Below are 738 nucleotides of genomic sequence, written 5' to 3' on the forward strand. Positions count from 1 at the left end.
CCATTACGATTACCAATCCAGATGGCACTCAAACAACGACTACTGTAACAAATGGTGCAGACGGCAAAGACGGAGTAGATGGTAAATCACCAACCATCAAGCAAACCCCACTCAAAGATCAAGATGGTAATGTTATAGGAGTAACTATCACCATTACAGATAGTGACGGAAAAGTGACAACTGAAAATATCTTAAATGGCAAAGATGGTCAGACGCCTAAGGTTGAGGTAACACCTGGAAAAGATACAGAAGGTAATTCAGGCTATACCATTATCATTACGAAGCCAGATGGTTCCACACAAGAAGTTTTTGTAAAAGATGGTAAAGACGGTAAGGATGGTAAAGATGGAGTGGATGGTAAATCACCAACCATCAAGCAAACCCCACTCAAAGATCAAGATGGTAATGTTATAGGAGTAACTATCACCATTACAGATAGTGACGGAAAAGTGACAACTGAAAATATCTTAAATGGCAAAGATGGTCAGACGCCTAAGGTTGAGGTAACACCTGGAAAAGATACAGAAGGCAATTCGGGCTATACCATTATCATTACGAAGCCAGATGGTTCCACACAAGAAGTCTTTGTAAAAGATGGCAAAGATGGTAAGGATGGTAAAGACGGTAAGGATGGTAAAGACGGTGAATGTGGAGTGTGTCCAATACCAGACCCAGATCCAACACCAGATCCAGATCCAACGCCAGATCCAGATCCAACACCAGATCCAGATCCAACGC

Annotated in this window: 1 pseudogene; it reads left to right on the forward strand. The window is 42.0% G+C overall.

Annotated elements, in window-relative coordinates:
- Window positions 1-738 (forward strand): annotated as a pseudogene (locus tag ACQV2O_RS08605) (YSIRK signal domain/LPXTG anchor domain surface protein); the annotation flags it as partial.

The sequence above is a fragment of the Facklamia sp. P13055 genome (genome assembly GCF_050409445.1).
Lineage (GTDB): Bacteria > Bacillota > Bacilli > Lactobacillales > Aerococcaceae > Facklamia.